The 24445-nt window shown below is 73.9% G+C and carries 25 protein-coding genes; 9 read left to right on the forward strand and 16 right to left on the reverse strand.

The window, feature by feature from the left end; genetic code table 11:
- Window positions 1-10: 10 nt before the first annotated feature.
- The gene (gene mca, locus AB7F12_RS26930; RefSeq protein WP_428501218.1) at window positions 11-940 is read right to left on the reverse strand and encodes a mycothiol conjugate amidase Mca; all 930 of its coding nucleotides are present in this window, start codon (window positions 938-940) and stop codon (window positions 11-13) included.
- A gap of 468 nt (window positions 941-1408) precedes the next feature.
- On the opposite strand from mca, the gene greA reads away from it, so the two are divergent.
- On the forward strand, window positions 1409-1894 hold the full coding sequence (greA, locus tag AB7F12_RS26935; protein ID WP_428501219.1) for a transcription elongation factor GreA: 486 nt from the start codon (window positions 1409-1411) through the stop codon (window positions 1892-1894).
- 4 nt (window positions 1895-1898) lie between these two features.
- Here greA and ilvA read toward each other — a convergent pair whose 3' ends face one another.
- On the reverse strand, window positions 1899-3158 hold the full coding sequence (gene ilvA, locus AB7F12_RS26940; RefSeq protein WP_428501220.1) for a threonine ammonia-lyase: 1260 nt from the start codon (window positions 3156-3158) through the stop codon (window positions 1899-1901).
- Between the two features lie 89 nt (window positions 3159-3247).
- Here ilvA and AB7F12_RS26945 point away from each other — a divergent pair, with 89 nt between their 5' ends.
- Window positions 3248-3469: a hypothetical protein gene (locus AB7F12_RS26945; RefSeq protein WP_428501221.1), complete on the forward strand. Its 222-nt coding sequence runs from the start codon at window positions 3248-3250 to the stop codon at window positions 3467-3469.
- On the opposite strand, the gene AB7F12_RS26950 is transcribed toward AB7F12_RS26945, so the two are convergent.
- The 3 genes from AB7F12_RS26950 to AB7F12_RS26960 form a co-directional block, all read right to left on the reverse strand.
- Window positions 3466-4608 (reverse strand): cystathionine gamma-synthase, encoded by a 1143-nt coding sequence (locus AB7F12_RS26950; protein ID WP_428501222.1) that lies wholly within the window; start codon window positions 4606-4608, stop codon window positions 3466-3468. The two genes, AB7F12_RS26945 and AB7F12_RS26950, sit on opposite strands and share 4 nt — an antisense overlap.
- Window positions 4609-4700: 92 nt before the next feature.
- Window positions 4701-6071 (reverse strand): cystathionine beta-synthase, encoded by a 1371-nt coding sequence (locus AB7F12_RS26955; protein ID WP_428501223.1) that lies wholly within the window; start codon window positions 6069-6071, stop codon window positions 4701-4703.
- 8 nt (window positions 6072-6079) lie between these two features.
- A complete protein-coding gene (locus tag AB7F12_RS26960) occupies window positions 6080-9910 on the reverse strand; it encodes a hypothetical protein (protein WP_428516986.1) in 3831 nt (1276 codons plus the stop codon).
- 511 nt (window positions 9911-10421) lie between these two features.
- Between AB7F12_RS26960 and shbA the strand changes: the two genes are divergently transcribed.
- Window positions 10422-11393, forward strand: coding sequence for an RNA polymerase sigma factor ShbA (gene shbA, locus AB7F12_RS26965; protein ID WP_428501792.1), 972 nt, complete (start codon window positions 10422-10424; stop codon window positions 11391-11393).
- Between the two features lie 18 nt (window positions 11394-11411).
- On the opposite strand, the gene AB7F12_RS26970 is transcribed toward shbA, so the two are convergent.
- The 3 genes from AB7F12_RS26970 to AB7F12_RS26980 all read right to left on the reverse strand — a co-directional run bounded on the left by AB7F12_RS26970 (window position 11412) and on the right by AB7F12_RS26980 (window position 13582).
- Window positions 11412-12674: an RNA polymerase sigma factor gene (locus AB7F12_RS26970; RefSeq protein WP_428501793.1), complete on the reverse strand. Its 1263-nt coding sequence runs from the start codon at window positions 12672-12674 to the stop codon at window positions 11412-11414.
- Between the two features lie 4 nt (window positions 12675-12678).
- Window positions 12679-13038, reverse strand: a complete 360-nt coding sequence (locus AB7F12_RS26975) for a YciI family protein (RefSeq protein ID WP_428501794.1) — start codon at window positions 13036-13038, stop codon at window positions 12679-12681.
- Between the two features lie 88 nt (window positions 13039-13126).
- Window positions 13127-13582 (reverse strand): pyridoxamine 5'-phosphate oxidase family protein, encoded by a 456-nt coding sequence (locus AB7F12_RS26980; protein WP_428501795.1) that lies wholly within the window; start codon window positions 13580-13582, stop codon window positions 13127-13129.
- Window positions 13583-13706: 124 nt separating this feature from the next.
- On the opposite strand from AB7F12_RS26980, the gene AB7F12_RS26985 reads away from it, so the two are divergent.
- Window positions 13707-14936 carry an acetyl-CoA C-acetyltransferase gene (locus AB7F12_RS26985; protein ID WP_428501796.1) on the forward strand — a complete coding sequence of 410 codons (1230 nt, stop codon included), beginning with the start codon at window positions 13707-13709 and terminating at the stop codon, window positions 14934-14936.
- 174 nt (window positions 14937-15110) lie between these two features.
- Here AB7F12_RS26985 and AB7F12_RS26990 read toward each other — a convergent pair whose 3' ends face one another.
- From AB7F12_RS26990 to AB7F12_RS27015, 6 genes are all read right to left on the reverse strand, one after another.
- A complete protein-coding gene (locus tag AB7F12_RS26990; protein ID WP_428501797.1) occupies window positions 15111-15923 on the reverse strand; it encodes a Bax inhibitor-1/YccA family protein in 813 nt (270 codons plus the stop codon).
- 107 nt (window positions 15924-16030) lie between these two features.
- The gene (locus AB7F12_RS26995; protein WP_428501798.1) at window positions 16031-16453 is read right to left on the reverse strand and encodes a hypothetical protein; all 423 of its coding nucleotides are present in this window, start codon (window positions 16451-16453) and stop codon (window positions 16031-16033) included.
- Between the two features lie 60 nt (window positions 16454-16513).
- Entirely contained in the window at window positions 16514-17743 is a 1230-nt protein-coding gene (locus AB7F12_RS27000) for an acyl-CoA dehydrogenase family protein (RefSeq protein WP_428501799.1), read from the reverse strand.
- A gap of 24 nt (window positions 17744-17767) precedes the next feature.
- Complete coding sequence (locus tag AB7F12_RS27005; RefSeq protein WP_428501800.1) at window positions 17768-18592, reverse strand: SDR family oxidoreductase; 825 nt, start codon at window positions 18590-18592, stop codon at window positions 17768-17770.
- Window positions 18593-18653: 61 nt separating this feature from the next.
- The gene (locus AB7F12_RS27010; RefSeq protein ID WP_428501801.1) at window positions 18654-19283 is read right to left on the reverse strand and encodes a TetR/AcrR family transcriptional regulator; all 630 of its coding nucleotides are present in this window, start codon (window positions 19281-19283) and stop codon (window positions 18654-18656) included.
- Window positions 19284-19402: 119 nt separating this feature from the next.
- Window positions 19403-20125 carry a TetR/AcrR family transcriptional regulator C-terminal domain-containing protein gene (locus AB7F12_RS27015; RefSeq protein WP_428501802.1) on the reverse strand — a complete coding sequence of 241 codons (723 nt, stop codon included), beginning with the start codon at window positions 20123-20125 and terminating at the stop codon, window positions 19403-19405.
- Window positions 20126-20288: 163 nt separating this feature from the next.
- Here AB7F12_RS27015 and AB7F12_RS27020 point away from each other — a divergent pair, with 163 nt between their 5' ends.
- On the forward strand, window positions 20289-21218 hold the full coding sequence (locus AB7F12_RS27020) for an NAD(P)-dependent alcohol dehydrogenase (protein ID WP_428501803.1): 930 nt from the start codon (window positions 20289-20291) through the stop codon (window positions 21216-21218).
- A 49-nt stretch (window positions 21219-21267) separates the two neighbouring features.
- Here AB7F12_RS27020 and AB7F12_RS27025 read toward each other — a convergent pair whose 3' ends face one another.
- Together AB7F12_RS27025 and AB7F12_RS27030 are read right to left on the reverse strand one after the other, a co-directional pair.
- Window positions 21268-21456 (reverse strand): hypothetical protein, encoded by a 189-nt coding sequence (locus AB7F12_RS27025; protein WP_428501804.1) that lies wholly within the window; start codon window positions 21454-21456, stop codon window positions 21268-21270.
- The gene (locus AB7F12_RS27030; RefSeq protein WP_428501805.1) at window positions 21453-21731 is read right to left on the reverse strand and encodes a hypothetical protein; all 279 of its coding nucleotides are present in this window, start codon (window positions 21729-21731) and stop codon (window positions 21453-21455) included. Before AB7F12_RS27030 ends, AB7F12_RS27025 begins: the two co-directional genes overlap by 4 nt.
- Window positions 21732-21977: 246 nt before the next feature.
- Between AB7F12_RS27030 and AB7F12_RS27035 the strand changes: the two genes are divergently transcribed.
- From AB7F12_RS27035 to AB7F12_RS27050, 4 genes are all read left to right on the forward strand, one after another.
- Entirely contained in the window at window positions 21978-22520 is a 543-nt protein-coding gene (locus tag AB7F12_RS27035) for an RNA polymerase sigma factor (RefSeq protein WP_428501806.1), read from the forward strand.
- Window positions 22517-23092, forward strand: a complete 576-nt coding sequence (locus tag AB7F12_RS27040; RefSeq protein WP_428501807.1) for an Asp23/Gls24 family envelope stress response protein — start codon at window positions 22517-22519, stop codon at window positions 23090-23092. Before AB7F12_RS27035 ends, AB7F12_RS27040 begins: the two co-directional genes overlap by 4 nt.
- Window positions 23093-23350: 258 nt before the next feature.
- A complete protein-coding gene (locus tag AB7F12_RS27045) occupies window positions 23351-23743 on the forward strand; it encodes an IS110 family transposase (protein ID WP_428516726.1) in 393 nt (130 codons plus the stop codon).
- Window positions 23744-23776: 33 nt separating this feature from the next.
- Window positions 23777-24427: a transposase gene (locus AB7F12_RS27050; RefSeq protein ID WP_428516728.1), complete on the forward strand. Its 651-nt coding sequence runs from the start codon at window positions 23777-23779 to the stop codon at window positions 24425-24427.
- The last annotated feature ends 18 nt before the right edge of the window (window positions 24428-24445 follow it).

The raw sequence follows: 24445 nt of genomic DNA on the forward strand, positions 1-24445 counted from the left end.
CGCCCCGCGGTCAGCCGACCTTCGCCTTGTCGGCCGCCGTCACCAGGCCCGCGAACAGGTCGTCCTCGGGCACCGGGGCGTCGACCAGCGAGCGGACGAGCTCGTAGTCCTCCGTCGGCCACACCTCGCTCTGGATCTCCGGCGGCACGAAGAACCAGCGGCTCGTGGGGTCGATCTGGGTGGCGTGCGCCTTCAGTGCCTCGTCGCGGACGGGGAACCACTGGTCGCACCGCACCCGGGTGGTGACGCGCAGTCCCGGGTCCTTGCGGTCGCCGTCGTCCCAGCGATCCAGCCACTCCGCGTAGGGCGACTCGAGGCCCCGGGCCAGCAGCGCCTCGTGGAAGGCGACCAACCGGGCCTTGGAGAAGCCGTGCGAGAAGTACAGCTTCAGCGGCTGCCACGGCTCCCCGGCGTCGGGGAAGCGGTCGGGGTCGCCCGCGGCCTCCCACGCCGCCATCGACACCTCGTGGGTGCGGATGTGGTCGGGGTGGGGGTAGCCGCCGTTCTCGTCGTAGGTGACCAGGACGTGCGGGCGCTCGGCGCGGACGAGCCGGACGAGGCGCTCGGTGGCCTCCTCCAGGTCGACCACGGCGAAGCAGTCCTCCGGCAGCGGCGGCTTGGGGTCGCCCTCCGGCAGCCCGGAGTCGACGAAGCCGAGCCAGTGGTGACGGACGCCGAGGATCTCGGCGGCGCGGGCCATCTCGGCCTTGCGCACGTTCGTGAGGTCGGCCACGACCTCGGGCCGGTCCATCGCCGGGTTGAGGATGCTGCCGCGTTCGCCGCCGGTACAGGTCACGACGGTGACCTCGTGTCCCTCGGCGATGTAGCGGGCACTGGTGGCCGCGCCCTTGCTGGACTCGTCGTCCGGGTGGGCGTGCACGGTCATCAGCCGGAAGCGCGGCCCGGCCGCGTCAGCGGCTCGCATCTCGGGGTGGCTCATGGGTGGGACGTCGGTCCTTCCGGTCACGTCGGTGTGGCAGCGGGACCTGTGGCCCCGCGCCTGCGCCGATGGTCGCAGACCCCACCGACACCTTCTGCGAGGACCAACGCGCGACGGTCGCGACCTCTTCCCGCCGGCTGCCGGCACCGGATCCCGGGCGGTCCGACCGCAACCGTCCGACGTGCCGTTCGTCGCCGAACGACGTGGCCGACGACGTCGCCATATCGTCCGACAGGACCCTTCTACCTGCGAATACACTAGTTCCGGGAACTCGGTTGGAACCCCGACCGTTCATCGAAAGAATGCGACGAACGGCAAGCCCCGTGTTACGGTGAGCAACACACGGCCCGCACCGCGGGTCGTGTTTTTCCTTACTCGGGGCCTGCCGCAACGCGGCGGGCCCGGACTGTGCCGCGGCAACCGGTCCTTGCCCATGCACGGACCCGGACGGCTGGAGGAGTGATGACCGTGACGGACACCCAGGTGACCTGGTTGACCCAGGACGCTTACGATCGGCTCAAGAGCGAGCTCGACCAGCTGATCGCGAACCGCCCCGTCATCGCCGCCGAGATCAACGCCCGCCGCGAGGAGGGTGACCTCAAGGAGAACGGCGGTTATCACGCCGCGCGCGAGGAGCAGGGCCAGCAGGAGGCGCGCATCCGCCAGCTCCAGGAGCTGCTCCGCACCGCCCAGGTCGGCACCGCCCCCGCCAGCACCGACACCGCCTCCCCCGGCACCGTCCTCACCGTGAAGTACGACGACGACGACACCGAGAAGGTGCTGCTGGGCTCCCGCGAGGAGGGCTCCCACGGCGACCTTCAGGTCATCTCGCCCAACTCCCCGCTCGGTGCGGCCCTGCTCGGCGCGAAGGTCGGCGAGACCCGCGAGTACGCCCTGCCCGACGGCGGCACCATGAAGGTCACGCTCGCCGGCGTCGAGCCCTTCACCGGCTGACCTCCTAGGACACCGCACCCCACGGCGCTCCGGCCACGTCGAACACGGCGTGGCCGGAGTCCCGCAGGGCGCCCACGATCGTGGCGCAGTGCGCGGCCCCACGCGTCTCCAGGCTGATCTCCACGTCGACGTCGCCCAACGGGATCGCGGCCGAGATCCGGGTGTGCTCGACGTCGACGACATTGGCCCCCAGTCCCCCCACCTGCGTCAACAGCTCCGCCAGCGCGCCGGGCCGGTCGTCGACGCGCACCCGCATCGACAGGTACCGCTGCGCCGCCGCCATGCCGTGCTCGATGACGTGCAGCAGCACCAGCGGGTCGATGTTGCCGCCCGACAGGACGGCGACGGCAGGCGTCGGGAACCGGTCGGGGTACTCCAGCAGGGCAGCGACAGCAGCCGCGCCGGCAGGCTCGACGAGCACCTTCGCGCGCTCCAGGCAGTGCAGCAGCGCGCGGGCCAGCGCGTCCTCCCCCACGACGACGAACTCGTCGACCAGCGCGGCGACCTGCGGGTACGTGACCCGGCCGGGGACGCCGACCGCGATGCCGTCGGCGATGGTGCGCATGCGGTCGAGTGCGACGGGCCCGCCGCGGTCCAGCGACGCCGGCCACGCGGCGGCGGCCTCGGCCTGCACACCGACGATCCGCGCCGCGGGCCTGTGGGCCCGGATCGCGGCGGCGACCCCGCCGAGCAGGCCGCCGCCACCCGTGGGGACCAGCACCGTCGCGACGTCGGGCACGACCTCCAGGATCTCCAGGCCGACGGTGCCCTGGCCGGCGATGACGTCGACGTGGTCGAACGGGTGCACGAGCACCGCGCCCGTCTCGGCGGCGAACGCGGTGGCGGCGGCGAGGCTGCCGTCGATCGTCTCCCCCACGAGGCGGACGTGGGCGCCGTAACCGCGGGTGGCGTCGACCTTGGGCAGCGCCGCGCGCTCCGGCATGAACACGGTGGCGTCCACGCCGAGCAGCCGCGCCGCGAGCGCGACGCCCTGGGCGTGGTTCCCGGCGCTGGCGGCGACGACGCCGCGGGCACGCTCGTCGGCGTCGAGCCGCGCGAGCCGGGTGTAGGCGCCGCGGATCTTGAACGACCCCGTCCGCTGCTGGTTCTCGCACTTGAGCCACACCGGGCCGCCGACCTTCTCGCCGAGCGCCCGCGCCGGCAGCGTCGGGGTGCGCCGGACGACGCCGACGAGCAGGTCACGAGCGGCCTCGACGTCGGAGAGCGCGACCGGGGGCGGCACGGGCCGGGGGTTGGCGGTCACCGAGGCATCCTCGCAGGCGGGCCCGGGACGGCGCGGGTAGCCTCGGGCGCACACTCGGCGACGGATGCCGGCGTGATCAGGAGGTCGCCATGACTCGGCTGCGGGCAGCGGTCCCGCTGCTGGCCGCCGGCGTGCTGGCGGTGCTGGCGATCCTCACGGTGCGCAGCGCGGGCTGCGACGATCCCGGCCGCTACGAGCTGCGGGGCGGCAGCTACGAGCTCGTCGGCGGCTGCATCGCGCCGGGCGACGTGCTGGTCCCGCAGCCGACGCCGGCGCCCCCGCCGGACGCCGACGCCCCCGCCAAGTCCTAGAGCCGTCCCAACGCCCCGCGCAGGTCCTGCAGCAGGTCGTCGACGTCCTCGATGCCGACCGAGAGCCGGACCAGGTCGTCGGGCACCTCCAGCGCCGACCCGGCGACCGACGCGTGCGTCATCGCGGCCGGGTGCTCGATCAGCGACTCGACGCCACCGAGCGACTCGGCGAGCGTGAACAGCTCCGTCCCGGCGCACACGGCGAGCGCGGCCTCCCGGCCGGCGGCGACGCGGAACGACACCATGCCGCCGAAGCGGCGCATCTGCTTGGCGGCGACCTCGTGGCCGGGGTGGGTGGGCAGCCCCGGGTAGAGGACCTGCGACACCGCCGGGTGCGCGGCGAGCATCTCGGCGACGCGCTCGGCGTTGTCGCTGTGACGTTCCATCCGCACGGCCAGCGTCTTGGCACCGCGCAGGGTCAGCCAGGTGTCGAACGGCCCGGGCACCGAGCCGACCGAGTTCTGCGTGAACCGGATCTGCTCGGCCATCTCGTCGTCGCTGGTCACCAGCGCGCCACCGACGACGTCGGAGTGGCCGCCGACATACTTGGTCGTCGAGTGCAGGACGACGTCGGCGCCCAGCGTCAGCGGGGTCTGCAGGTACGGCGACGCGAACGTGTTGTCGACGACGAGCTTCGCCCCGACCGCGTGGGCGGCCTCGGCGACGGCGGTGATGTCGGCGATGCCCAGCAGCGGGTTCGTCGGCGTCTCGCACCACACGACCTTCGTCGTCGGCCGCAGCGCCGCCTGCAGGGCGGCGACGTCACCGAGGTCGGCCGTGGAGTACTCGATGCCCCACTGCGTCAGGACCTTGTCGACGAGGCGGAAGGTGCCGCCGTAGGCGTCGTGCGGGATGACGATGTGGTCGCCGGGGCGCAGCATGACGCGCAGCAGCACGTCGGAGGCGCCCATCCCGGAGCCGAACGCGAAGCCGTGCCGGCCGCCCTCGAGCGCGGCGAGACACTCCTGCAGCGCGGTCCGCGTGGGGTTGGCGCTGCGGGAGTACTCGTAGCCGTTGCGGAGCCCGCCCACCCCGTCCTGGGCGAACGTCGACGACGCGTGGATCGGGACGATGACCGCACCCGTCGTGGGGTCCGGTTCCTGGCCCGCGTGGATGGCGTTGGTGGAGAAACCGCGCATGACGGCACGGTACGCGCGACCCCCGACCACCCGGGCAACGGCTCTCGTGGGCGGCGACGGTCGCCACGGCGACCACCGCCGCCCACCGCGGATCAGTGCAGGGACCCCAGGAACGCCAGGACGTCCGAGCGCGTCACGACGCCGGCGGGCATGCCGTCGACGATGACCAGCGCCGCGTCGGCGGAGACGAACGCGCTCATCGCGCTCTCCAGCGACTCCCCGGACCCGAGCGTCGGCAGCGCGGGCGACATGTGCTTGTCGAGCCGGTCGGTGAGCTGGGCGCGGCCGGTGAACAGCGCGTCGAGCAGGTCCCGCTCGACGACGGCGCCCGCGACCTCGGCCGCCATCACCGGCGGCTCGGCCTTGACGACGGGCATCTGCGAGACGTGGAACTCGCGCAGGTAGTGCACCGCGTCGGCGACGGTCTCGTTCGGGTGGGCGTGCACGAGGTCGGGGATCGAGCCGTCCTTGCGGCGCAGCACGTCGCCCACGGTGGCGCCCTCCGTCGGCGGGAGGAACCCGTAGCCCGACATCCAGGCGTCGTTGAAGACCTTGCCGAGGTAGCCGCGGCCGCCGTCGGGCAGCAGCACGACGACGACCGAACCCTCCGGCGCCCGCTCCGCGACCCGCAGCGCGGCCACGGTGGCCATGCCGCACGAGCCCCCGACGAGCAGCGCCTCCTCCCGGGCGAGGCGACGCGTCATCTCGAAGGAGTCGCCGTCGGTGACGGCGAGGATCTCGTCGCAGATGTCCTTGTCGTAGGTCGACGGCCAGAAGTCCTCGCCGACGCCCTCCACCAGGTAGGGACGCCCCGTGCCGCCGCTGTAGACCGAGCCGACGGGGTCGGCGCCGATGATCTGGACGCGGCCGTCGGACACCTCCTTGAGGTAGCGGCCGGTGCCGCTGATGGTGCCGCCGGTGCCGATGCCCGCGACGAAGTGCGTGATCCGCCCCTCGGTCTGCTCCCACAGCTCCGGGCCCGTCGCCCGGTAGTGCGACTCGGGGTTCGCGGGGTTGGCGTACTGGTTGGGCTTCCAGGCGCCCTCGATCTCGGTGACGAGCCGGTCGGACACGTTGTAGTAGGAGTCCGGGTGCTCGGGCTCGACGGCCGTCGGGCAGACGACGACCTCGGCGCCGTAGGCCTTGAGGACGTTGCGCTTGTCCTCGCCGACCTTGTCCGGGCAGACGAACACGCAGCGGTAGCCGCGGCGCTGGGCGATCATGGCCAGCCCGACCCCGGTGTTGCCCGAGGTGGGCTCGACGATCGTGCCGCCGGGGCGCAGCTCGCCCGACTTCTCGGCAGCGTCGATCATGCGCTCGGCGATCCGGTCCTTCACGCTGCCGCCGGGGTTGAGGTACTCGACCTTGGCCAGGACGGGCACGGCGATTCCGGCACTGACCTTCCCGAGTTTGACCAGCGGGGTGTTGCCGACCAGCTCTGAGACATGCTCGACGTAACGCATGGGCACATTCAACACGGGTTGCGGTACGGCGTGTCCGGGAGGAACCGGACCCACTCGGCCGGGGTGACGGCGTCACCCGCGTTCGCGCAGACCATCGCGGCGGCGGCGTCCGGGTCGGTGCCCCACAGGGTGACCCGGCCGTCGGCGCCCGCGGCCGCCAGCCGGGACCCGTCGGGGCTGAACACCGCCGTCCACACCGTCGCGGTGAGCCCGCCGTGCAGCGTCGCCCACGGCACCGGGTGCGCCGGGTCGCGCACGTCCCAGATCCGGACCGAGCCGTCGCCGCTGGCCGCGGCGAGGAACCGGCCGTCACGGCTGTGGTCGAGCCCGAAGACGGTGTTGCCCGGACCGGTCAGCGGCTCACCGACGGGCCGCGGGTGCGCCGGGTCGGCGACGTCCCAGAGGCGGACGGTCCGGTCGGCAGTGCCGGTCGCGACGCGCCTGCCGTCGGGGCTGAACGACACCCCGTAGGCGTAGCCCGCACCGGCGGGCACCGGGTCGCCCGAGGACCGTGCCCGCGCCGGGTCGGTGACGTCCCACAGTCTCAGGGTGCCGTCGGCGGACACGGCGGCCAACGTCCGCGAGTCCGGGCTCCACGCCGCCCCGAACACGTAGCTGCCCGGCCCGGTCAGCGTCGCGACGGGCGGGCCGGGCGGGCGGGTCATGTCGAAGAGCCGGACCGCGTCGTCGTCCCCGGCCGCGGCGAGGGTGCGCCCGTCGGGGCTCCACATCACCTGTTCGACGAGCGCGCCGTCGCCGGGCAGCGGTGGCCGCGCGACCGCGCCGCCGGGCCCGAGGTCCCAGACCCGCACGCCGCCGTCGGTGGTCCCGGAGGCGACGACGCGCCCGTCCGGGCTGGTCGCCACCGACCCGGACAGCCCGGGGGCGCCGGCACCGCCGACGCCGAGCGCGACGGAGCGCCCGTCGGGCAGCCAGTTCAGGGCGAAGACGGTGTCGTGGGGGTCGCGGATCCGGGCGTCACCCGCGTCCCACACCCGGACGGTGCCGTCGCCGCCGACGGTGACGAGCCCACCGGCGCCGGCGCCGGGGCCGGTGTCGTAGCCGACCTGCACGACCGTCGACGGGTGCGGTCTGGCGCCGGTCGGGGCCCCCGTCGCGACGTCCCAGGTCCACACCCGGTCGTCGGAGGAGGCGGCGGCCAGGGTGGCGCCGTCGGGGCTGACCGCCAGGCTGTTGACCTGTGCGGTCGGCCCCGCGAGCGGCGCACCCGCCGCCGCGGGCAGCGCCGGGTCGGTGATGTTCCACAAGGTCACCGTGCGGGCCGCGCCGGACACGGCGAGCCGGGTCCCGTCGGGGGTGAACGCGAGCGCGAGGACGGCCTTGCCGTCGCCGAACGGGGTGCCGACGGGCCGCGGCGCGGCCGGGTCCGTGAGGTCCCAGAGCCGGACGAGACCGTCGGCGCCGCCGGTGGCCACCAGCCGGCCCGCCGGCGCGAACGCCAGCACCCGCACGGCCCCCGCGCCGACCGCGAGCGCGGTGCCCGCGGCGGCGGGCCGGGCGGGGTCGGTGACGTCGAGGCGGGTGAGGGAGCCGGCGGCGTCGGCCACGGCGAGGACCCGGTTGTCGGCGGAGAACGCGACGCCGTACACGGTGTCGGCGGGCCCGGGCAGCGGCTCGGACAGGGGGCGCGGCGCCCCGCCCGCGGCCAGGTCCCACAGCCGGACGGTCCGGTCGGTGCCCGCGGTGGCGGCGGTGCGCCCGTCGGGGCTGACGGCCAGCGCGTAGTCGGCGCCCGCCTGTCCGGTGTCGACGGCGTCGCCCAGCGGCGTCGGCCGTCCCGGGCCGGAGACGTCCCAGCGCTGCAGCGCGGCGTGCGCGGCGCCCTCGGCGGCGTCGACGGTGAGCATCGTGCGCCCGTCGCCGGACACCACCGCCTGGCGGGCCTTCCCGCCCGGGGACAGCAGCCGGGTCGCGGTGGACGCCGTCGTCGACTCCAGCAGGCTCGACCTCGCGGCGTCGGTCGGGGCGATCCGGTAGGCCGCCACCGCGAGCTGGGCGGCGAGCCCCGGGTCGGACTCCCGCAAGGTCTGCGCCTGCACGGCGAGCTCGCGCGACGTCGCGATGTCGCGGGCGGTGACGGCCGAGACGCGCTGCACCGTCGCGACGACGGCGAGGACCCCCACCGCCAGCACGAGGACGACGAGCACCGCGACCGCGGACCGCAGCCTCCTGGTCCCGCGCCGGCTGTCGGCCGCCTCCCGGTCGCGGCGGGCCACGCTCGCGCGCAGGAACTCGCCCTCGGCGGGCAGCAGGTCGTCGGCGGCCGCGGCACGCTCGACGTCGTCGAGGACCCGCCCGCGCAGCAGCGCGCCGTCGTCCCGGCCGGTGTCGCGCCAGATCCGGGCGCCCTCGGTGAGCCGGCCCCGCGCCGACCGGGCCTCCCGGCCCTCGCTCAGCCAGCCCGCGAGCCGCGGCCACGCCCGCAGCAGCACCTCGTGGGCGATCTGGACGACGCCCGCGTCGAGGCTCACCAGGCGCGCAGCCACGAACCGGTCGACGATGCCGGCGACGACGGAGTCCTCCTCCTCCGGCGGCCCGAGGAGCTCCTCCCGGGTGGCCAGGCGCCGGGTGTCGGCCATCTCGGGCGTCGTGCGCACCAGCCGCAGCAGCACCTTGCGGGTCAGGTCGTGCAGCTCGGGCGGCAGCCCGCTCCACACCCGTTCCGCGGTGTCGGCGACGGCCTCCCGCAGCCCACCGGCGTCCCGGTAGGCCTCGACCGTCATCCGGCCGCCGCTGCGCTCCCACGTCGACGCCAGTGCGTGCGACAGCAGCGGCAACGACGCCACCGGCAGCTCGTCGTCCGCGCGCAGCTCGGCGACCAGCAGTTCGACGAGCCCGACCTCGATCTCGACGCCGACGTCGCGGGCCGGGCCGGTGATGACGGCGCGCAGCTCGTCGTCGGACATGGGTCCGACGGTCACCTGGGCCACCGACAGCGGCCGCAGCAGGTACTCGTTCGACAGCGCCTGGGCGTAGAAGTCGGCCCGCAGCCCCAGCACGGTGATCACGGGGGCGCCCGCCCCGCCCTCCCCGACCTCGCTGACCATGCGCAGGAACGCGTCGCGCCCGGCCGCGCCCGTCGCGCCGGTGAAGACCTGTTCGAGCTGGTCGACGACGATCACGGCGGGCCCGCCGCCGGCGGACACGATGTGCTCGGCGAGGGTCGTCGCCGGGTCCTCCCCCGGTACGAAGACGGCGACGTGCCACGGCGTCCCGTCCGGTGCCGGGACCTCCCCGCGCAGCAGCGCGGGCACCAGCCCGGCGTGCAGCAGCGACGACTTGCCCGACCCCGACGGTCCGACGACCGTCAGCAGGCCGCCTGTCGTGGCGAGCGGCCGGAGCCGGCGCAGCAGGTCGGCCAGCAGCCGGTCGCGCCCGTGGAACAGCGCCGCGTCCTCGATCCGGTAGGCGGCCAGCCCCCGGTAGGGGCACGGCGCCACTGACCCTCCCGTCAGGGCCGACCCGGGTAATGGTTCGTCGGCGGCGGGTGCCGGCGCGCGGGCGGCGTCGCGTACCCGGCGCAGCGCCGCCCGCCAGCCCTCGACCGCGGTCTCGTTCTCCCCCAGCGCCCGGACGATCCGGTCGAGCCGGTTCGCGGGCGGCAGGGAGGTGCCGCTGACGTAGTCGCGGATCGAGGTGAAGGGCAGCGGGTGCTCACCCTTCCCGTCGCCCGTGCCGCGGGCGATGTCGCGGAAGCTGAGGCCGCTGCGGTCCTTCAGGAGCTGGAGCTCGCGGGCGAAGCCGTCCCGGTCCCGGACCCGGGAGGGGTCGGCCCGGTCGGGGCGGTTCGGGACCGAACTCTGCACGTCGTGCGCCATCAGGCTCCCTCGGACCATTCGTGGGCGACGATCCTATGACCCCGGGAGGTGTGGTCCCGAACGGTGTCCACCGACTGTACGAATCTGTACGGATCCGCATCACCGACGGGTGGAGCACCCCCGGAAGGGTGTCCGAGCGGCTACGCTCTGCCTCCTCACGGTGGCGGTGTCCGCGGGAGTGGCACGCCGAGGGGGAACGCCACCGCCGTGTCCCCACCGTTCGTGCGCCGACGGCCCGGCCACGGACGGACCGCGACTCCGCGGCGCCCGTCCACCGCCGGGCGTCGCGGGACCTCCGGACCACGGCCGACGCTCCCCGCGTGCCGGCGAACGACGAAGGGCAGGTGGCCCGCCGGTGTACCCGATCGGCGGCTTCGAGGGCGACGACGACCCCGAGAACGTCGGGCCGCCCCATGGCGGCGCACGGTTCCCGGGTCCGCGCCTGCCCGGCCAAGCGATCGGCCCCGCAGGACCCGGGGCCGGGCCCCGGCGCGGCCGCCGGACCGGTCCCGTGCGGGCCCAGCACGACGGCGGCGACGGGAGCCGCCCAGGCCGGTTCGACCATCCGGACTCCGGCTCCGGCGCGGGCGGGGGCCGCGCCGGCGCCGGTCCCACCCCGCCGCCCCCGGCCCCGGCCCCGGCCGGCCGGCGCGGCACGGCCCCGACCGGCGGGCGCGGCACGACCGAGGACCCCGGCCCGGCCCGGCCCGACCCCGGGCCGGACGTCGCCCACCCCGAGGAGCAGGCACCCGAGGACGGCCCGACGGCCGCACTGCCCGCCGACCTCGTCGCGGGCGGGCTCCTCGACGGCCTGCTCGGCGCGCGCGCCGACCCCGCGCCCGAGGACACGGTGGACCCCGCGAACGGCCGCTCCGTCGAGGCCGCCGCGCCCGCGAACGGCCGGCGCTCCGCCCACTCCCGCGACGACGCACTCATCGACGACCTCGCCCGCCGGGCCGCCACCGGCGACCGCGCCGCGCTCCACGAGCTGCTGCGCCTCGTCGACCCCCTCGTGGTGCGCTACTGCCGCGCCCACCTCGGCGGCAACCGGATCGGCCTGGCCGGGCCCGACGACGTCGCCCAGGAGGTCATGGTCGCGGTCTGCAAGGCGCTGCCGAGCTTCGACCGGAGCCGCAGCGTCTTCATGGCGTTCGTCTACGGCATCGCGGGCAACAAGATCGCCGACGCCTTCCGGGCCGCGGCCCGCGACCGGTCGGTGAGCACCGACGAGCTCCCCGAGGGGGTCGACCTCGCGGGCGGTCCCGAGGCCGAGGCGTTGCGCGACGACGCCGCCCGCCAGATCGCGAAGCTGCTCGCGAGGCTGCCCGAGTCGGCCCGGCTGATCCTCGTCCACCGGCTCGCCCTCAACTACTCCGCGGAGGAGACGGCCGCGCTCGTGGGCATGACGCCGGGGGCCGTCCGTGTCGCCCAGCACCGTGCGCTGCAGAAGCTTCGCGAGTGGATCGCGAAGGGCGAGTTCTAGAGCCTGCGCCACGGCCGGTCACGGAGCGGGCGGCGTCACCTCGCCGAGACGGCCGCGCAGGAAGTCGCGCTCCGCGTCGTTGCCGACGAGCTCCAGGGCCGCCCGGTACTCCGCCGCGGCCTCGCCGGTGCGGCCGAGGCGGCGCAGCAGGTCGGCCCGGGCGGCGGGCAGCAGGTGCCCGCCCCGCAGCCGCGGTTCGTCGCGCAGTTCGTCGAGCACCGCCAGGCCCGCGGCGGGCCCGTCGCGCATGGCGAGGGCGACCGCCCGGTTGAGGTCGACCGCCGGCGAGGGCTCGATCCGCGCGAGGACGTCGTAGAGCGCGACGATCTGCGGCCAGTCGGTCGTCTCGACGTCGGCGGCCTCGTCGTGCAGGGCCGCGATCGCCGCCTGCACCCCGTAGGGGCCGGGGTCACCACCGGTCAGGGCCCGCACGACCAGCGTCCGCCCCTCCTCGATCCGGGCGCGGTCCCAGCGGCCGCGGTCCTGGTCGGCGAGCAGGACGAGCCGGCCGTCGGCGTCGACGCGGGCGTCGCGGCGGGCGTCGACCAGCAGCATGAGCGCGAGCAGGCCCGCGACCTCGCGTTCGGCGGGCAGCAGCCGCGCCAGGATGCGGGTGAGGCGGACGGCCTCGTCGACGAGGTCGAGCCGCTGCAGCCCGGCGCCGGTCCCGGCGGCGTAGCCCTCGGTGAACACGAGGTAGAGCACCCGCAGGACGCCGATCAGCCGGTCGCCCAGCTCGTCGGCGGCAGGGACGCGGAAGGGGATGCGGGCGTCGCGGATCTTGCGTTTGGCCCGGACGACCCGCTGCGCCATCGTCGCCGTCGGGACCAGGAACAGCCGCGCGACCTGCGGGGTGTCCATGCCCCCGAGGCAGCGCAGCGTCAGCGCCGTCCGCGCCTCCATCGGCAGTGCCGGGTGGCAGCAGGCGAAGAACAGCCGCAGTCGTTCGTCGGGAACGTCCTCGTCGTCGACGGCCGGTGCGGCGACCGGGTCGGCGCGTTCGGCGTCGGCGCGCAGCAGGGCGAGCCGGGCCGCGTATCCCTTGTCGCGGCGGATCCGGTCGACGGCCTTGCGCCGCGCCGTCGTCAGCAGCCAGGCGCCCGGTCTGCGGGGGACACCGTCGCGGGGCCAGTGCACGAGCGCGGCCTCGATGGCCTCGGCGGCGACCTCTTCGGCGAGGTCGAGGTCGCCGAAGCCACGGACGAGCGTCGCGAGGAGGCGGCCGTGCTCCTCGCGGAACACGGCCTCCACCCCCGCGACGGCCCGTCCGTCGTCGGGCACGTGCTCAGCCCGCGGCGAAATCGACGACCGGGCGCAGCTCGATGCTGCCGCCGTTCTGCGAGCCGGGGCAGCGGGCGGCCCAGTCGAGCGCGGAGTCGAGGTCGGGGACGTCGAGGATGTAGTAGCCGCCGAGGACCTCGCGCGTCTCGGCGAACGGGCCGTCGGTGACCAGGCGGGTGCCGCTGTCGTCGACCTTGACGGTGGTGGCGGTGTCGGTGCCGTGCAGGGCGTCGCCGGCGATCCAGACGCCGGCCTCCGCGACGGCCTTGTTGAAGCTCTCGTAGGCCTCCATCATCCGGGCGCCGTCGGTGGGCGACGGGGCGGTGGTGGCCGGGGTGACGTAGATGAGCAGCATGTACTTCACGGGGTGCCTCCGGTTCGTCGTGCCGCGGCGGGGGTGCCGCACATCATGACGACGATCGGTGCCGGCCGGAATCGACATCGCGGCGCGGTCATTCGCGTTCGACGGTGCGCAGCCCCTTCCCGGGGTGCCAGAACTCGATCACCAGCCGGTCGCCCGCCTCGTTGAGGTGGGTGAGGACGACCTCGTGGAGGTCGGCGGTGAACGCCAGGCCCTCGGTGGCACCCTCCAGCGCCCCGGTGCACCGCGCCAGACCGGCGATCTTCGCCTCGCCGGGCCAGCCGGCGGGGGCGTCCCCGGGTGGGTCGACGGTGGCGCTGTGCAGCGCGAACCGGGGGTCGCGCAGGAGGTCGGCGCCCTTGCGCGCGTTCGGCATCGACCCGAACGTGAGCTCGCCGTCGGTGATGTCGATCTCGATTCCGCTGATGCGCGGCGACCCGTCGGCGCGCAGCGTAGCCAGGGTAAGGTGCCGGTACGCCGTGAGGATGCGCCGCGCCCTTGCGGCGAAGTCCGGTTCGGCCTGCTCCACGTCGCTCCACGAGGTCATCCGGTCATCCTCGTGCCCTTCCCTGACAGTTCCCGTCAGGGATGTGCGGACTCCTTCCGCGACGTAGGCTCGCCTCAACCGGCCGACCGTTCGTTCGGCTCAGCCCGACTTCCGAGGAGTATCGATGCCCGACGCCGTCATCGTCGCCGCCGCCAGGTCCCCGATCGGCCGCGCCCACAAGGGGTCGCTGGCCACCATCCGCCCCGACGACCTCACCGCGCAGATCGTCACCGCCGCGCTCGCGCAGGTCCCGGGCCTCGACCCCACGACGATCGACGACCTGATGCTCGGCTGCGGCCTCCCCGGCGGGGAGCAGGGCTTCAACATGGCCCGCGCCGTCGCCGTCGAGCTCGGCCTCGACACCGTCCCCGGCACGACGATCACCCGCTACTGCTCGTCGTCGGTTCAGACGACCCGCATGGCCCTGCACGCCATCCGCGCCGGCGAGGGCGACGTGTTCGTCTCGGCGGGCGTCGAGACCGTCTCCCGGTTCACCAAGGGCAGCTCCGACAGCCTCCCCGACACCCAGAACCCGCTGTTCGCCGACGCCGAGGCCCGTACCCTCGCCACCGCCGAGTCCGGCACCGACACCTGGACCGACCCGCGCCTGGACGGGCAGCTCCCCGACGTCTACATCGCGATGGGCCAGACCGCGGAGAACGTCGCCCGCCTGGAGAACGTGACCCGCGAGGACATGGACCGCTTCGCCGTCCGCTCCCAGAACCTCGCCGAGCAGGCCATCGCCGACGGCTTCTACGCGCGCGAGATCACGCCCGTCACGCTGCCCGACGGCACCGTCGTCGCCACCGACGACGGCCCCCGCGCCGGCGTCACCTACGAGGGCGTCGCCGGCCTCAAGCCCGTCTTCCGGCCCGACGGCCGGATCACCGCCGGCAACTGCTGTCCGCTCAACGACGGCGCCGCCGCCCTGGTCGTCATGTCCGACACCCGCGCCCGCGACCTCGGCATCACCCCGCTGGCCCGGGTCCTCGCCACCGGCGTCACCGGTCTGTCGCCCGAGATCATGGGGCTGGGCCCGATCGAGGCCAGCCGCCAGGCGCTCGCCCGCGCCGGCATGACCATCGACGACGTCGACCTCGTCGAGATCAACGAGGCCTTCGCCGCCCAGGTCATCCCCTCGGCGCGCCACCTCGGCATCGACCCGCTCGACAGCGACAAGCTCAACGTCCACGGCGGCGCGATCGCCGTCGGCCACCCCTTCGGCATGACCGGCGCCCGCATCACCACGACGCTGCTCAACGGCCTGCGCACCAAGGACGCCACCATCGGTCTGGAGACGATGTGCGTCGGCGGCGGGCAGGGCATGGCGATCCTGTTCGAGCGCCTCAGCTGACCGCAGCCCGTGGGTGGCGACGGTCGCCGACCATCGCCACCCACGGCCGCTGACCCGGGTGGACGGCCCCGGAAACGGCGAACGCCGCGGACCCGGCTCGGATGAGCGGGGTCCGCGGCGCCGTCAGCCGGGAAGGGGGGATTTCCCCGGCCGGCCTCGGATCGGGGGCCGGGACTAGTTCGACCGGAAGTACGACAGCAGGCGCAGGATCTCGATGTAGAGCCAGACCAACGTGGTCATCAGGCCGAAGGCGATGTACCAGGCGAACGTCGCCGGGGCGCCCTCCTTGACCGCGCGGTCGGCCTGGTCGAAGTCCATCAGCAGGCTGAAGGCCGCGACTCCGATGCAGACGATGCTGAACAGGTAGGCGAGCGGCGAGCCGTCGCGCAGCCCCAGGCCACCGGTGGTGAAGAAGCTGACCACGAGGTTCACCAGCATCAGCGCGACGACGCCGATCATGGCGCCCATCAGCCACTTGGTGAACCGCGGCGTCACCCGCACCGCACCCGTCTTGTAGACGATCAGCATGCCGATGAAGACACCGACGGTGCCGACGACGGCCTGGAATCCGATGCCCTCGAACTGGGTGCCGGACAGCTCGAGCGCGCCGGTGATGCCGCCGAGGGCGATACCCATCGCGGCGCTGTAGACGAGCACGAGCGCGGGGTTGCTGCTCTGCTTGAAGATGACGATCAGCGAGACGACGAAGCCGACGATGAACGCCGGCAGCGTCAGGAAGAAGGCACCGGACAGGGCCGTCGCGATGCCGGCCGCGAGCGCGACGCCACCGGTGATCGCCGTCTTCATGACGACGTCGTCGATGGTCAGCCGCCGCTCACCAGCGGCGGCGGGGCCGAAGCCACCCTGCGAGGCGCGTGCGTCGGCCGCGGCGGCGCCGGCGCCCATGGCGCCTGCGTTGCGGTCGAAGTTGGCGTATCCGCCCTGCTGGGGCAGGTTGCGGAACGCCGGGTTGCTGGTGGTGCGCACCTGGTCCTCCTACAGAACGGTCGTGCCGTACATGCCGTTCAACGCACTGTTGCGGTGATCGGTTCCCGCATCGTAAAGGTCACTTTACCGACGGGCGGTGACGCCGGTCATGCCACGGCGCGGCCTCCGCCCGCCGGGTCGAGCTCGATCCCCCACGACTCGAGGTCGGCCTCGGCGACGAGCCGGGCGAAGGCACGTGCGGATCCCTGCTCCGGGGTGGCGGCGAGCCGCGCGGTGTCGACGCCGACGGCCTCGCACACCTCGACCAGCACGTCGTCGTAGGCCGACTGCAGCGCGACGCGCCGCACCCGGCTGCGCGCGGTGCCCGCCTGCAGGTTGCGACGCAGCCGGCGCAGGTCGGCGACCAGCTCCTCGATGGGCGGGTGGGTCGGCAGCGCGGTGGCGGCCCGGCGGCGGCGCGCGGCGAGGACGGACGGCACCCGCAGGGCCGCCCAGAAGATCAGCGTCGGCGCGAGCGTGACCAGCGCGTACACCGTCAGCCCCACCCACAGCGGACTGGTTTCCGCCACGCCCGCGAGACTACCGTGCGCCACGCCGCCGGAAACCCCCTCCGACCGGCGCTTTCCCCGTCAGCCGCGGGACTCGGCGGTGTCGCGGTGGCGGCGCAGCTCCTGGCGGGCGATGGCCCGCTTGTGAACCTCGTCGGGTCCGTCGGCCAACCTCAGGGTGCGGACGTGGGCGTACGCCGCGGCGAGTGGGAAGTCACCGGTCACGCCGCCTGCGCCGTGCACCTGGATGGCGCGGTCGATGATCGTCAACGCGATGTTCGGCGCGGCGACCTTGATCGCGGCGATCTCGGTGCGCGCCGCCTTGTTGCCGACGGTGTCCATCAGGTGGGCGGCCTTGAGGGTCAGCAGCCGGATCATCTCGATGTCGATGCGGGCCTCCGCGATCCAGTCCTGGATGTTCGCGCGCTCGGAGACCGGCTGACCCCAGGTGACGCGGGAGTCGGCGCGGCGGCACATGAGCTCCAGCGCGCGCTCGGCGACGCCGATGGTGCGCATGCAGTGGTGGATGCGGCCGGGGCCCAGGCGCGCCTGGGCGATCGCGAAGCCCTCCCCCTCACCCTTGAGGACGTCCTTCTCCGGGACGCGGACGTCGGTGAAGGTGATCTCGGCGTGGCCCTCGCGGTCGGCGTAGCCGAACACCGTGAGGTTGCGGACGACCTCGACACCCGGCGCGTCGATCGGGACGACCATCATCGACTGCTGACGATGCGGGAGCGCGTCGGGATCGGTCTTGCCCATGACGATGAGCACCCTGCAGTGGGCGTGCAGCGCGTTGGACGCGAACCACTTGCGCCCGTTGAGGACGTACTCGTCGCCGTCGCGCACCATGCTCATCTCGACGTTCGTCGCGTCCGAGCTGGCCACGGCCGGCTCGGTCATCGCGAACGCCGAACGGATCGTGCCGTCGAGCAGCGGGCGCAGCCAGCGTTCCTTGTGCTCGTCGCTGCCGAAGAGGGTGAACACCTCCATGTTGCCGGTGTCCGGTGCGCTGCAGTTGAAGACCTCCGGCGCGAGGAACGCGCTGCGCCCCATGATCTCGCACAGCGGGGCGTACTCGAGGTTGGTCAGGCCCGGGCCCCAGTCGGGGTGCGGGTGGAACAGGTTCCACAGCCCGCGCTGCTTGGCCAGCTCCTTGAGGTCCTCCAGGATCTGCGGGTGGTGGTGCGGGTCGCCGGCCTCGCGCATCTGCTGCTCGTACACGGCCTCGGCCGGGTAGACGAAGGAGTCCATGAACTCCCGCAGCTCGGCCTCGATCGCCTTGGCACGGTCGGAGATCTCGAACATCGACATCTGGTGCGCTCCTCGGATTCGGGATCAGGACCGGGGTCCGAGCAGCGACGCCTGGTAGCGGCGCATCCCGCGCAGCCAGCGGTCGTAGTCGGAGCCCTTGCGGCGGTACATCTCGAGCACTTCCGGGTGGGGCAGCACGAGGAAGCGCTCGTCGTCGATCGCGGCGAGCACGGTATCGGCGACCTCGGCGGGCTGCAGGACGGTGCCCGCCTCGACGACCGACCGGCCGGCCGCGGCGCCCATCGGGTCGGCGGAACCGGTCGCGGCGCGCAGCATGTCGGTGTCGACGCCCATCGGGCACAGGCAGCTCACCCGCACCCCCGCGTCGCCGTAGGTGATGGAGAGCCACTCGGCGAAGCCGACGACGGCGTGCTTGGTGACGGCGTAGGCCGCCGACCCGATCTGGGTGAGCAGCCCGGCCGCCGACGCCGTCGCGACGAAGTACCCCTCCCCGCGCTCGACCCAGCCGGGGACCAGCAGCTTCGCGGCGCGGACGTGGGCGCGGACGTTGACCTCGATCGCGCGGTCCCACTCGGACTCGTCGGCGTCGAGGCCGCCCCTGGGGCCGATGCCGGCATTGGCGCAGTAGAGGTCGACGGGCCCGAACTCCGCACCGGCGAGCGCGATCAGGGCGGCGATCGCGTCGGCGTCGGCGGCGTCCGCGGCCGCACCCACCGCCACGTGGGCCCCGGCGGCCGCGTCGGCGGCGGCGGCGACCCGCTCGGCGGCGGTCCCGTCGATGTCGGAGACGACGACGCGCGCCCCCGCCCCGGCCAGTGCGGCCGCGAGCGCAGCCCCGATCCCGCCACCCCCGCCGGTGACGACGGCGACCTTCCCCGCGACCTGCACTGCGACCTCCTCGTCGACGACGGCGCGATGCCCTGAGCCTAAGATGAAACTTGATTCAACTTCAATGCGGTGACGGCGTGATACGCAACGCGTTCGTCCACAGCCGCGTGAGGCCATCGACGAGCTCGTCGAGCTCCCACGGCTCCCCCTGTACGAACGCCATCTGCGCCATCCGGCTGACCATCGACGACAGCGCCGTGGCGGCCAGCAGCGGGTCGAGGTCCGGGTCGGCGACGCCGCGCACCTGGAGGTCGCGGATCGCCCGGGCGTTGCGGGTGGTGAAGGCCTCGCTGCGCCGCCGCCGCAGGGCGCGGACGCCGTCGTCGATGTCGGCGACCTGGTCGAGCAGGCGCATCAGCTTCGCGTTGCGCGCGTATGACTGCAGGTAGGCCTGGTTGGCGGCGCGGATGACGGTGACCGGGTCGTCGGTGCCCGTCATCTCCCGGACGTTCGGGTGGAGCATCTCCTCCTTGGCCTCCTCCAGGACCGCGGCGAAGATCTCCTCCTTGTTCGCGAAGTAGGTGTAGAACGAGCCGACGGCACACCGCGCCTCGCGCGTGATGTCGGTGAGCTTGGCGTCGAGGTAGCCCTGCCGCTCGAACACCCGCCGCGCCGCGGCGACCAGCGCCGCCCGGGTCCGCAGCCCGCGCGCCGTGCGCGGCAGCTCGCGGACCTCCCGTTCCAGGTCCATCCGCCCAGCCTATCCTGAATCCGAGTTCATCTTCGTGATGGCGTTGCCGACGACGGTGCGCACCGTGACGATGACCGAGACCCCGACGCCGGCTCCCGCCCGCCCGGACGTCCGCACCGTCACGGCCGTTCGGGTGCCGGCGTCCCGGCGCGGCGGTCCGGCCCCGCGATCGCCGCCTGCTCCACCGGACACGTGGCGGCCAGCCGGTGGGCGAGGGCGTCGAGGATCAGGTCGAGGCCGTAGCCGAACTCCGACCCGAACTCGTAGCCCTCCTGCCGCACGTGCTCGGCGCTGAGCTCGGCGAGGTGCGGGTACCGCGCGGCGTGCTCGCCCAGCATCTGCTGCACGAGCTCGGCGGCCTGCTCGCCGTCGTCGAAGGGCAGGCTCGTCTCCTGCAGGACGAAGCCGTAGAGGTAGCTGTCGATCGCGGAGAACGCGTGGGCGGCGAGCGCGACGGGGAACCCCTCGGCGCGCAGGGCGCCGAGGACGGCGTCGTGGTGGCGAAGGGTCTCGGGCCCCGGGGTGGTGCGCGACTCCATGAGCCCTACGGCCCAGCGGTGCCGGTTGAGAACCTCGCGGGCCGAGTGGGCGCGTCGGCGCATCGCCTCCCGCCAGTCGGCGCCGACGGGCAGGTCGATCTCGGCGAAGACGGCGTCGATCATGCCGTCGAGCAGGTCGCCCTTGTCGGAGACGTGGTTGTAGAGCGACATGGCCTCGACGCCGACGGCCCGGCCGAGCCGCCGCATGCTCACCGCCGTGATGCCCTCGACATCGGCGATGGCGACGGCCTCGGCGACGACCTTGTCGCGCGTGAGCCCGGCGCGGCGACCCCGGTCGACCATGCGTGCTCTCCGTTCGTTGACGTACTTACGGCGTAAGTGTAGAACCGACCCTAGAAACTTACGCCGTAAGTATCCAGGGGGAGCCATGCAGCAGGAGTCCACGACCGGGGTGGCGACGATGCGCGCCGTCGTCCAGGAGCGCTAAGGCGAGGCGGGCCAGGTCATGCGGCCCGCCCGCATCCCGCGGCCGACACCCGGCCCCGGGGAGGTGCTCGTCCGGGTGCACGCCGCCGGGGTCGACCGCAGCGTCTGGCACCTGACGGCCGGGCTGCCCTACCCAGCGCGGCTCGCCGGGTTCGGGGTCCGGGCGCCCAAGACCCCGGTCCGGGGCGCCGACCTGGCCGGGATCGTGGAGGAGACCGGTCCCGGCACCCGGGAGTTCGCGCCGGGCGACGCGGTCTTCGGCGTCGGCGCGGGCACCTACGCGGAGTTCGCCGTCGCCTCCCCCGCGAAACTCGCCCCCATGCCCGAGGGACTGTCGTTCGAGGCCGCGTCGACGCTGCCGATCTCGGGGCTGACCGCGCTGCAGGCGGTCCGCGACCACGGCCGCGTCACCGAGGGCCGATCGGTGCTCGTGCTCGGTGCGTCCGGCGGCGTCGGGGTGTTCGCGACGCAGATCGCGCGTGCCCACGGCGGCGTCGTCACCGGGGTGTGCGGGCCGGGCAAGGCCGACGTCGTCCGGGCCGCGGGCGCCATCCACGTGCTCGACCACACCCGCGACGAGATCACCGGCCGCTACGACGTGGTCATCGACATCGGCGGCAACCGCACCCTGCGCGCGTTGCGCCGGCTGCTGACCCCCCGCGGGACGCTGGTGATCGTCGGCGGCGAGAACGCCGGACCGGTCGTCGGCGGGATCGACCGGCAGCTCCGGGCACTGGCCCTGTCCCCCTTCGTGTCCCAGCGACTGACGATGTTCCTCTCGAAGGAGACCGCGGCCGACCTGCGGATCCTCGCGCGGATGGCCGAGGAGGGAACGGTGGCGCCGATCATCGATCGCGTGTACCCCCTGGAGCAGGCGCCCGCGGCGATCGACGACCTGGTGGCGGGGCGCGTCCGCGGCAAGCTCGTCGTCCGGGTCACGGAGCCGTGACCGGCGCCCGCAGGCCCGCGGGACACCGACGGCCGCCCGGGCCACACCGTCACGGCGAGACCTCGGTGACCTCCTCCGCCGCAGCCGGGTCCGGCCCTGCTGCGGTCAGTTCGGCGAGGAGCCGCGCGTAGATCGGGGTGTTCGCCACGTCGGTGGCAGTGGGCTCCGGAACGATCTCGGGAACCGTGTCCGGAACCATCTCGGGCGCGAGCTCGGGGGCGGGGCTGTCGTCGATCATCGGTTCGGGTCCGTCCATCGGGGAGTCGTCCGGGCGGGGTCGGCGGCGGTCGGATCGGGCACCACGCTCGCGAGCCTGTCGGCCAGGACCTCGGCCAGATCACGCACCGCGTCCCTGCCGTAGACGTCGGTCAGCCAGCCGAGGACCCCGCGCGCCGCCCGCCGCCGCGCGTCGGGGTCGTCGATGTCGCGCAACGCCGTGACCATGTCGTACGCCGCGCTCGACAGGGCCTGCTCATAGGCGGGCGATCCATCCTCTCGTGCTGTCCGTGCCATACCCGTCCCATCACGGCGCGCGGTCCCTGCCCAGCGCGCCGCTGTCGTCGTCCTGCCGGTCTGTGTCGAGCTGTCAGACACCGGACGCGCGAAATCGTCACCCTTCGATCGATGTGGCACTCGTCACTTTCCGTGTGCAGAACGGCCGCTACCGTGTCGGAGGTACTGCCCGGCGACACCGGGCCGGCCGACCGGACGTCCGGTAGGCGAACACCCGGTGACAGGACGAGGGCGGAGGCAGGTGAAGTGGACGGGCTGGACGCGGCGGCCGACGACTGGCTGGTCGCGCAGGCGAAGACCGGCTCGATCGACGCCTGGGAAGTCCTCATCCAGCGCCACCGAGACCGGATCTACCGCATCGCGCTGCGCATGACCGGCAACCCCCACGATGCGGAGGACGTCACCCAGGATGTCGTCCTGCAGGTGTGGACCGCACTTGCAGGGTTCGCCGGAACCAGCCTGTTCACGACCTGGCTCTACCGGATCGTCGTCAACAGGTGCATCAACTTCACCTCGCGGCAACGCACGCACGACGTCCTCGACGAGGCCGACGTGCGGCCGTCGCCCGGCGCCGACGACCACGCGGTCGCCCGGGGCCGACTGCGCGCGGCGTTCGCCGCGATCCTCGCCCTCCCGCCCGACCTCCGCGCCCCGGTCGTCCTCGTCGACGCCGAGCGACTCAGCTACCGCGACGCCGCCGCGATCCTCGGCGTCTCCGAGGCCACGGTCCGCGGCCGGCTGCACCGGGCACGGCGCTCGCTCATCGACAGCCTCCGGGAGTGGGAATGACAGGCACCGGGAGGCCGGCCGACCGGCTCCACTGCGGCCGGAGCGTCGACGAGCTCATCGAGCAGGTGGCGCGCGGGGCGGCCGACCAGCGCGACGACCACCAACGCGGGTGCGTGCACTGCCAGGCGGCGCTGGCGGAGTTCGAACGGCTGTGGGCACCGATGGCCGAGCTGGCCGCGGAGACCGTCACGGCACCGCCGGGTCGCCTGGACGCCCTCCTGCGCCGGTTGCGCGGAGCGCTCGACACACCCGACTTCGCGAGCCTCCCCGGGCCCGACGGCGTCCTGCGCATCGCCGCCCGGGTCATCGTGGCCGTGGCGCGCCGGTCGGCGCAGGAGGTGCCGGGGGTACGCGTCGCGCTGAGCAGGCGGAAGGACGGAGGCGAGCCGTCGGTCGCGGCGGGGGTGGCCGGCGCTCACGCCGCCATCGAGATCACCCTCGCCGCGGACTACGGCAGCGACCTCGTCGCCCTCGCCGAGCAGGTCCGCGACCACGTCGCGCGCGTGGTCGAGGACATCACCGGGCTCACAACAGTCGAGATCACCGTCGTCGTCGACGACGTGCTGTCCTGACTGTGAGGCTGGCGGTACCGGCCTGGTGATGGTGGGTTGGTGCGTGAGGACAGCGGGTGTGGCCCTTGCCCTGACTGGCCCTTCGGGTGCCTTCGAGGGGACTTGCCCGCCTGCTGTCCTCGGCGCCGGCCCCGGTCGGAGCAGCTGGCCTGATCAGGAGCTTGACCGCCGGTAGCCGCCGGCGTGTCCCGTCACAGTCTTGCCGACTCCGAACCGGGACCGGGACCTTCCACGTCCCTCCCGGCAAGGAGAACGCAGATGCCCATGCTGACAGAACCACCCGGCAAGTCCAGGCTCGCCCAGACCGTCGACGTCGTGATCGGCGTCGATACTCACACCGACACCCACACCGCCGCCGCGGTCACTACGGCCACCGGGGCGCTCGTGGCGACGGTGACGGTGTCCGCAGACGCCGACGGGTACGCCGAGTTGGTTGAGTTCGCCGACGCCCACGCTGGGCTGCGGGCCTGGGCGATCGAGGGCACCGGCGGGTACGGCGCCGGGCTGACCCGCCACCTCGCCCAGGCCGAGGAGCTGGTGGTCGAGCTCGACCGGCCCGGGCGCCCGGCGCGTCGTGGTGGGCGTAAGTCCGATCCGCTCGACGCCGCACGTGCCGCACGCGAGGCCCTGTCCCGCACCCGCCTGGCCTAGCCCAAGACCGGCAAGCAGCGAGCGGCGTTGCAGATGCTGCTGACCGTGCGCCGCGGCGCCGTCGAGGCGGGCGCCGACGCGCAACGACAGCTACGCGCCCTGGTCATCACCGCCCCCGAGCAGGTCCGGGACCGCTTCCGCGGGCAGAGCATCGTCGTCATGACCTCGACCGCGGCCAAGCTGCGCCCGCACACCGCCGTCGACGACGTCGAGGTGTTCACCGCGATGACCGCGCTCAAGGTTCTGGCCCGCCGCATCCGCGACCTCGAAGCCGAGGCCGGCGCGCACGAGAAGGCGATCCGGGCGATCGTGGGTTCCTGGCGCCCGGACCTGCTCCCCCTGCCCGGGGTCGGCCCGATCACCGCTGCCGCCGTCCTCGCGGCCTGGTCCCACGCCGGGCGTTGCCGCGACGACGGCGCGTTCGCCATGCTCGCCGGCGCCGCACCCATCCCTGCCAGCAGCGGCAAGACGGTGCGCTACCGGCTCAACCGCTCCGGCGACCGCCAGCTCAACCGAGCCCTGCACACCATCGCCGTCTCACGGCTGCGCTACGACCCCGACACCCGCGCCTACGCCGAACGACGCCGCGCCCAGGGCAAGACCGACCCCGAGATCCGCCGCTGCCTCAAGCGCTACATCACCCGCCAGCTCTACCGACAGCTCGAACACCCACAAGCGACTTGACGAACCATAGGAGCGTCC

The organism is Pseudonocardia sp. (genome assembly GCF_050250275.1).
Classification (GTDB): domain Bacteria; phylum Actinomycetota; class Actinomycetes; order Mycobacteriales; family Pseudonocardiaceae; genus Pseudonocardia.

Coding starts and splice junctions, on each gene's coding strand:
- AB7F12_RS26980 (WP_428501795.1), bottom strand. CDS start 13,582: ATGACCTCGTGGAGCGACGTGGAGCAGGCCGAACCGGACTTCGCCGCA.
- AB7F12_RS26955 (WP_428501223.1), bottom strand. CDS start 6,071: ATGCGTTACGTCGAGCATGTCTCAGAGCTGGTCGGCAACACCCCGCTG.
- AB7F12_RS26985 (WP_428501796.1), top strand. CDS start 13,707: ATGCCCGACGCCGTCATCGTCGCCGCCGCCAGGTCCCCGATCGGCCGC.
- AB7F12_RS27045 (WP_428516726.1), top strand. CDS start 23,351: ATGCCCATGCTGACAGAACCACCCGGCAAGTCCAGGCTCGCCCAGACC.
- AB7F12_RS27025 (WP_428501804.1), bottom strand. CDS start 21,456: ATGATCGACGACAGCCCCGCCCCCGAGCTCGCGCCCGAGATGGTTCCG.
- AB7F12_RS26960 (WP_428516986.1), bottom strand. CDS start 9,910: ATGGCGCACGACGTGCAGAGTTCGGTCCCGAACCGCCCCGACCGGGCC.
- AB7F12_RS27030 (WP_428501805.1), bottom strand. CDS start 21,731: ATGGCACGGACAGCACGAGAGGATGGATCGCCCGCCTATGAGCAGGCC.
- AB7F12_RS27020 (WP_428501803.1), top strand. CDS start 20,289: ATGCGGCCCGCCCGCATCCCGCGGCCGACACCCGGCCCCGGGGAGGTG.
- AB7F12_RS26950 (WP_428501222.1), bottom strand. CDS start 4,608: ATGCGCGGTTTCTCCACCAACGCCATCCACGCGGGCCAGGAACCGGAC.
- AB7F12_RS27050 (WP_428516728.1), top strand. CDS start 23,777: ATGCTGCTGACCGTGCGCCGCGGCGCCGTCGAGGCGGGCGCCGACGCG.
- AB7F12_RS27010 (WP_428501801.1), bottom strand. CDS start 19,283: ATGGACCTGGAACGGGAGGTCCGCGAGCTGCCGCGCACGGCGCGCGGG.
- AB7F12_RS27040 (WP_428501807.1), top strand. CDS start 22,517: ATGACAGGCACCGGGAGGCCGGCCGACCGGCTCCACTGCGGCCGGAGC.
- mca (WP_428501218.1), bottom strand. CDS start 940: ATGAGCCACCCCGAGATGCGAGCCGCTGACGCGGCCGGGCCGCGCTTC.
- AB7F12_RS26945 (WP_428501221.1), top strand. CDS start 3,248: ATGACTCGGCTGCGGGCAGCGGTCCCGCTGCTGGCCGCCGGCGTGCTG.
- AB7F12_RS27015 (WP_428501802.1), bottom strand. CDS start 20,125: ATGGTCGACCGGGGTCGCCGCGCCGGGCTCACGCGCGACAAGGTCGTC.
- AB7F12_RS27000 (WP_428501799.1), bottom strand. CDS start 17,743: ATGTCGATGTTCGAGATCTCCGACCGTGCCAAGGCGATCGAGGCCGAG.